Raw genomic sequence first — 6,147 nt, forward strand, 5'->3', positions numbered from 1 at the left:
TCAGCCCTCGATCTTGAAGCCGTTTTTCCTCATGTCGGCCACCGTCGCGTCCTGCACCGCCCTCAGCGCGGCGGGGAACGACGACCTCTCCGCGGCCGCCTTGCCGAACGCGTCCTTGAAGGTGTTGTAGGCGACGTTCACGTTCGGTCCCCAGCCCGCGGCCGCGGTGCCCTTCGCGAGCTCGGCCGCCAGCTGGTAGAAGCCGGGCTGGTTCGGGAAGAACTCCGGCGTGGTGAGCGCGCCGCTGGACTGCGCGGCGGTGGCGGCCGGGTAGACGCCCGCGTCCTTCACCAGCGCGGCGATCGCCTTGGGGTCGGTGTTGAGCCACGTGGCGAACTTCGCGGCGGCCCGCGCCTTGCCGTCCTTGGCCGCCTTGGCGGTGATCCCGGTGGCGGAACCGCCCCAGCTGCCGGTCTTGGCCGCGCCCGCCGTCCACTGCGGCAGCGCCGCCATCTTCCACTTCCCCTTGGTGTCCGGCGCGCTGGTGGTCAGCGTGCTCGGTGCCCACACCGCGCTCAGCCAGGCGATCTGCGTACCGTCGTTCAGCGCCTTGTTCCAGGCCGGGGTGTACATCGGCTGGTTGTCGACCGCGCCTTCGGCGACCAGGCCACCCCAGAACTCGGCGACCCTCCGCGACGGCTCGCTGTCGACGGCGACCTTCCAGGTGTCACCGGAGGCCTGCCACCACGTCGCCCCTGCCTGCTGGGTCAGCCCGGCGAAGAGGCCCGCGTCGTTGCTGGAGAAGGTGGTCAGCGCGCGGGCGGGGTCCTTCTGCTTCAGCTGCCGCGCGGTGTCGGCGAACTCCGTCCAGGTCTTGGGCACCGAGAGGCCGTACTGCGCGAAGAGGTCCTCGCGGTAGAACAGCGCCAGCGGAGCGGTGTCCTGGGGAATCGCGTAGACCGCCGGCGAGCCCAGGGTGACCTGCTTCCAGACGCCCTCCGCGAACGCGTCCTTGGCGCCACCGGCGAACTCCGCGACGTCGGTCAGCACGTCGTTGGAGGCCAGCGTCGGGATCATCTGGTACTCCGCCTGCATCAGGTCCGGTCCGTCACCGGCCTTCGCGGCGGTGATGACCTTGGTGACGAGCTCGTCGCCACCACCCTGTTCCTGCACGGTGACCTTGATGTCGGGGTGGTCGGTGTTCCACATCTCGGCGACCTTCTGCAGGCTCGCCCACGACCACATGGTCAGCTCGACCGGACCGTCGGCGGAAGGTGTTCGCTCGCCGCCGCACGCGGCGAGCGTCAGGGCGCCGATCAGCGCGATCGCTGTGAAGACGGTGCGACGCTGCATCCGTTCCTCCGGAGTCGGGGTGGGGAGGGGGCTGGACTGTGCACGTTCACAGTAGGGACCGCATCTCGACACAAGCAATAGCCTGTATGTACCGTCGTGGAGCGAAAGTTGGCGGGCAAGTTCGCTGTGAACGATCACAGACCAAGGGGTGCGCATGGAGCGTCACTGGCCGGTTGGACTGGATGTTCTCGCCTACGGCGGTGACTACAGCCCCGAGCAGTGGCCGAAACCCGTGTGGCAGGAGGACGTCCGCCTCATGCGCGAGGCCGGCGTCACGATGGTCAGCATCGGGATCTTCACGTGGGCCCTGCTGGAACCCGAGCCGGGCAGGTACGACTTCGGCTGGCTGGACGGGCTGATGGACCTGTTGCACGACAACGGGATTCGCGTCGACCTCGGCACGCCGACGGTCGTGCCGCCCGCCTGGTTCTACGAGAAGTTCCCGATGGCGCTGCCGGTGAGCCGCGACGGCGTGCGCTACGCGTTCGGCGGCCGCGGCACGATCTGCCACTCCGCCACCGCCTACCAGTCGGCCGCGGTGTCGATCACCCGGCAGCTCGGCCGCCGCTACGGCGGGCATCCCGCGCTCGCGATGTGGCACGTCCACAACGAGTACGGCGCACCGGTGAGCGCCTGCTACTGCGATCTCGCGGCGGCCGCGTTCCGCCGCTGGCTCACCAGTCGCTACACCACGGTCAAGGAGCTGAACGAGGCGTGGGGCACCACGTTCTGGGGTCAGACCTACAACCACTGGGGCCAGGTGCAGCCGCCGCGCCTCACGCCGACCACCGGCAACCCCGCGCAGCAGCTCGACTGGGAGCGGTTCACCAACGACGCGATGCTCGCGAACTTCAAGCGGGAGAGGGACGTCCTGCACGAGACGTCGCCCGGTGTCCCGGTGACCACGAACTTCCACGCGGCGCTGACGCAGTGCGAGTCGATCGACTACTGGGCCTGGGCGCGCGAGGTGGACGTCGTCACCAACGACCACTACCTGATCGCCGAGAGCGACCGGCCCCACGTCAACCTCGCGATGACCGCCGACCTGACGCGGTCACTGGCGAGCGGGAGGCCCTGGCTGCTGCTCGAACACTCCACCAGCGCGGTGAACTGGCAGCGCCGCAACATCGCCAAGAGCCGCGGGGAGATGGCGCGCAACAGTCTCGCGCACGTCGCCCGCGGCTCGGACGGCGCGATGTTCTTCCAGTGGCGCGCTTCCCGGTTCGGCGCGGAGAAGTTCCATTCGGCGATGCTGCCGCACGCCGGTACGGAGAGCCGGATCTGGCAGGAGGTCGTGCGCCTCGGTCAGGACCTCGGCGCGCTCGCCCCGGTGCGCGGCAGCCGCGTGGTGGCGGACATCGCGCTGCTGTGGGACTGGCAGTCCTGGTGGGCGCAGCGACAGGAGTGGCGGCCGAGCTCAGACCTGGACGCCCGCGAGCGCGCGGAGGCCTGGTACGCCGCCGCCTACGACCTGCACCTCACCACCGACTTCGCCCACCCCGAAGCCGATCTGAACGGCTACCCGCTGGTCGTCGTGCCCGCGCTGTACGCGATGACCGAGACCGCGTCGGCCAACCTGCGCCGCTACGTCGAGAACGGCGGTGTCCTGGTCGTCTCGTGCTTCTCCGGGATCGTGGACGAGCACGACACCATCCACGACGGGCCGCACCCCGGTGCGTTGCGCGACCTGCTGGGCCTGATCGTGGAGGAGTTCACGCCGTTGCGCGCGGGTGAGCGGGTGCGGATGGACAACGGAATGACCGGTGGCGTCTGGTCCGAGGTCGTGACCCCGCGCGGTGCGGAGCCGGTCTGGTCCTATGTGGACGGACCGGCGGCCGGTCTGCCCGCTGTCACCCGGCATCCGTTCGGCGACGGCAGTGCCTGGTACGTGTCGACGTGCCTGGAGGAGGCCGGGCTCGACGCGGTGCTGGTCGCGGCGGGTGCCGAGGCCGGGATCGGCGCGCGCGACCTGCCCCGTGACGTCGAGGTGGTCGAACGGGAGGGCGAGCTGGGCAGGTACCTGTTCGCGATCAACCACAACGGCGGGACCGAGCTGATCCCCGCCGCCGGCGCCGAGCTGCTCACCGGTGCGAGCGTGGACGGTCAGCTGGAGCTGCCGCCCGGCGCGGTCCGGGTGGTCCGCCTGAGAGACCACGACGGTCAGTTCCTCGGCCATATCCGCACGGGGAGATGACGACGGGCGAACTGACCAGGTCGGTCACCTGATCGGTTTCTCGCGTGGACCACACCCTCCGATGAACGCTTTGTCCGGCATCATTCGAAAATGGTTGATCGAATGGCATTCGAGCTTCCGGTCCGCGCCGATGGTCACGGCTGATGGAGCGGTGCAGCAGCCTGGCACCACCAGCCCGGCACGCCCCCTTGGGCAGCACGAGGGAGTGGTGGAGGTGCTTGAACCGCGTCGCGCTGGTGCGGCAACACCTTCTGCGCCGCGGATTCGCTCATGGACAGACACTGGATGTGCTGTTCTTCAGCGTGATGTTGCGGAACGTCGTGTTGGTGCCACACGGGCTTTCGCGCACCGAGGAGTTGGTCACCGTGAGGTTCTCGACGGTGATGTCGCGGTTGTTCTCGAACGTCGAACGGGCCGCCAAGCGGACCTCGCCGCCGCCCGTCACGCTGCCACTCCGCGTTGCCAGGGTCACGTTGTAGCAGTTCTCGATCAGGACCGAGTTGTTGCCGGTGTTCGCGATGTCGATCCGATCGATGCTCAGCCCGCCGCTCTCCGACACGCAGAAGACACCGCGGCCGCCGCCGCGGGCCCGCACGGTGCCGACCCGGATGTTGGTCGGGTAGCCGTCGCCGATGCGGCCGTTGCGGTTGGCCGTGCGGAACGCGGCGTAGCCGGTGCCCGCGCCCGCGTTCTCCGCGTCCACCGTGCCGACGGTGGCGTTGGTGGTCTCGTTGAGCAGCAGGCCGGACTCGCCGACGTTGCGGGCCGTCACCGTGCCGATCGTGATGCCGTCGACGCCGTAGGTCTCGACGGCGTGACTGCCCGCGCCGGACACGAAGACGTTGTCGATCCTGATGTTCCTGCTGCGCACGCTGGTGTTGCCGCGGTTGTCGACTCGCACGCCGATGCCTCCGCCGGACAGCCGCATGTCGATCTGGCCCAGCACGAGGTCGTCGACGTTGCGCATGAAGATGCCGTACACCGGACGGCCCGTGAGGCTGAGATGGCGCACCTCGATGTCGCGGGTGCCCCTCGAGTAGATCGGGGACTGGTCGCCGGAACCGGAGCCGGTCACGTCGATCGTGCCGCACACGTCGATGCCGGTGTGGCTGGGCAACGTGATCCGCGAGCCCGCGCTCACCGAGCCGCTGCCGCGCACCAGGACCCACTGCTTGGAGGTGCGGCCTGAGGTCAGGCTGTTCACCGCGGCCTGCACGGCGGAGCGCAGGTCGCCGCCGGTGTAGACGGTCCGGCTGCCGTTGCGGGCGGTCCACGCGCCGCCGCTCAGCACGGCCTGCGCGGTGAACGTCCCGTCGCCGCACGCCGTGGTCCGCGGCTTGGCCGAGGCGGGTGGCAGACCGCCGAGCAGCACGGCAGCGGCCACGGCCGCGCCCGTTCGCAAACTGGTCGCGAGCATGCGAAATCTCCCCCCGGGGAATGTGGGACGGAATCGAAATGGTCTTTCTCGGAACGTACGTTATCGCTAGTGTTCCCCACGGCAAAGGAATGGTTGGACTTCGAATCGAATTCGAACACGGAAAGCGATCGAATGATTTTCGGTAACAGGGCGGGCGGGTGGTCCCGGTGCCGGACCACCCGCGGCAACTCACTTGAGGTAGCTGGAAAGGGGAATCCGTTGGTCGCGCAGGGCCCTGGCCACCACACCGGCGATCTGCCTGGCTCCGGCCGCCTCGAAGTGCGTGTGGTCGTTGCAGAAGAACGCGCCGACCGGGCCCTTGGTGAAGTCGTCGTCGTTGGGGCAGAACCTGAGCGTGTTGTAGAGCGTGTAGCTCAGCTTGTGCAGGTCGATGACGGTCACCCCGGCGGCCCTGGCCGCGTCGAACGTCTCGGTGAGGAAACCGCGGGTGCCCACCGCGGTGTCTCCAGACGGGCGAGGTTGTCTGATGTAGACGAACAGAAAGCGATCCGTGATTCGAGGGTAACCCTTGCGTGCCGTTCCGGAAAGCGCTTTCCGAGGCGCGATCCCGTACTCCGAAAGGGCGTTGAAGCATGTCTCCACTCACTCGCCGGACCCTGCTGGCCGGCGGTGCGGCGCTGCCGGTCGCGATGTCCGCACCTCTGGGCGGCACCGCGGCGGCCGCGGAGCCGGGCGAACCGACCGAGCTGCACTGGCTCGAAGGCGGTGTTCCCGCCGCGCTGACCGGAGTCACGTGGGGAGTGCCGTGGCCGAGAGGGCGGGTGCGGGCGGACCAGTCGTTCGGCCTGCGCACCTCCGACGGCGTGGCGGTGCCGGTGCAGACGTGGCCGACCGGCTACTGGCCGGACGGTTCGCTGAAGTGGACGGCCCACGCGATGCCCGCGGACGCGCCGGCCGCCGCGAGGTACCTCCTGGAGCCCGGTCCGGCCGCGGCGGGGGAGAAGAGGGTCGTGGTGTCGCGGCAGGCCGGCCGGATCGTGGTGGACACCGGCGTGCTGCGGTGCGTGCTCAACCGGAGCGGCCGGGTGCTGGTCGACGAGGTCTCCCGCGGTGGCAGGACCATCGCGCGCAGGGGTGAGCTGGTGTGCCTGCGGCAGAACGCCTCCGACGAGCGCGGCGGGGCCGAGGAGCGCTACACCGGCGAGGTGCACCGGGTGACCGTCGAGCAGGACGGGCCGGTGCGCGCGGTGGTGCGGATCGAGGGCAAGCACCGCGCCGAACG

General features: G+C 69.5%; 5 protein-coding genes. 2 read left to right on the forward strand and 3 right to left on the reverse strand.

The features are described from left to right. Window positions 1–1,293: an extracellular solute-binding protein gene (locus ACWEIJ_RS45530; RefSeq protein WP_449843538.1), complete on the reverse strand. Its 1,293-nt coding sequence runs from the start codon at window positions 1,291–1,293 to the stop codon at window positions 1–3. Window positions 1,294–1,447: 154 nt separating this feature from the next. Between ACWEIJ_RS45530 and ACWEIJ_RS45535 the strand changes: the two genes are divergently transcribed. Next, window positions 1,448–3,487, forward strand: coding sequence for a beta-galactosidase (locus ACWEIJ_RS45535; RefSeq protein ID WP_449843539.1), 2,040 nt, complete (start codon window positions 1,448–1,450; stop codon window positions 3,485–3,487). A 268-nt stretch (window positions 3,488–3,755) separates the two neighbouring features. Here ACWEIJ_RS45535 and ACWEIJ_RS45540 read toward each other — a convergent pair whose 3' ends face one another. Both ACWEIJ_RS45540 and ACWEIJ_RS45545 read right to left on the reverse strand, forming a co-directional pair. Next, window positions 3,756–4,904 (reverse strand): hypothetical protein, encoded by a 1,149-nt coding sequence (locus ACWEIJ_RS45540; protein WP_449843540.1) that lies wholly within the window; start codon window positions 4,902–4,904, stop codon window positions 3,756–3,758. A 189-nt stretch (window positions 4,905–5,093) separates the two neighbouring features. Further along, on the reverse strand, window positions 5,094–5,360 hold the full coding sequence (locus ACWEIJ_RS45545; RefSeq protein WP_449843541.1) for a hypothetical protein: 267 nt from the start codon (window positions 5,358–5,360) through the stop codon (window positions 5,094–5,096). A 137-nt stretch (window positions 5,361–5,497) separates the two neighbouring features. On the opposite strand from ACWEIJ_RS45545, the gene ACWEIJ_RS45550 reads away from it, so the two are divergent. Further along, window positions 5,498–6,147 (forward strand): RIFT barrel domain-containing protein (locus tag ACWEIJ_RS45550; RefSeq protein WP_449843542.1); only part of this gene is annotated, 650 nt, incomplete at its 3' end.

This window comes from Lentzea sp. NPDC004789, from assembly GCF_053601075.1.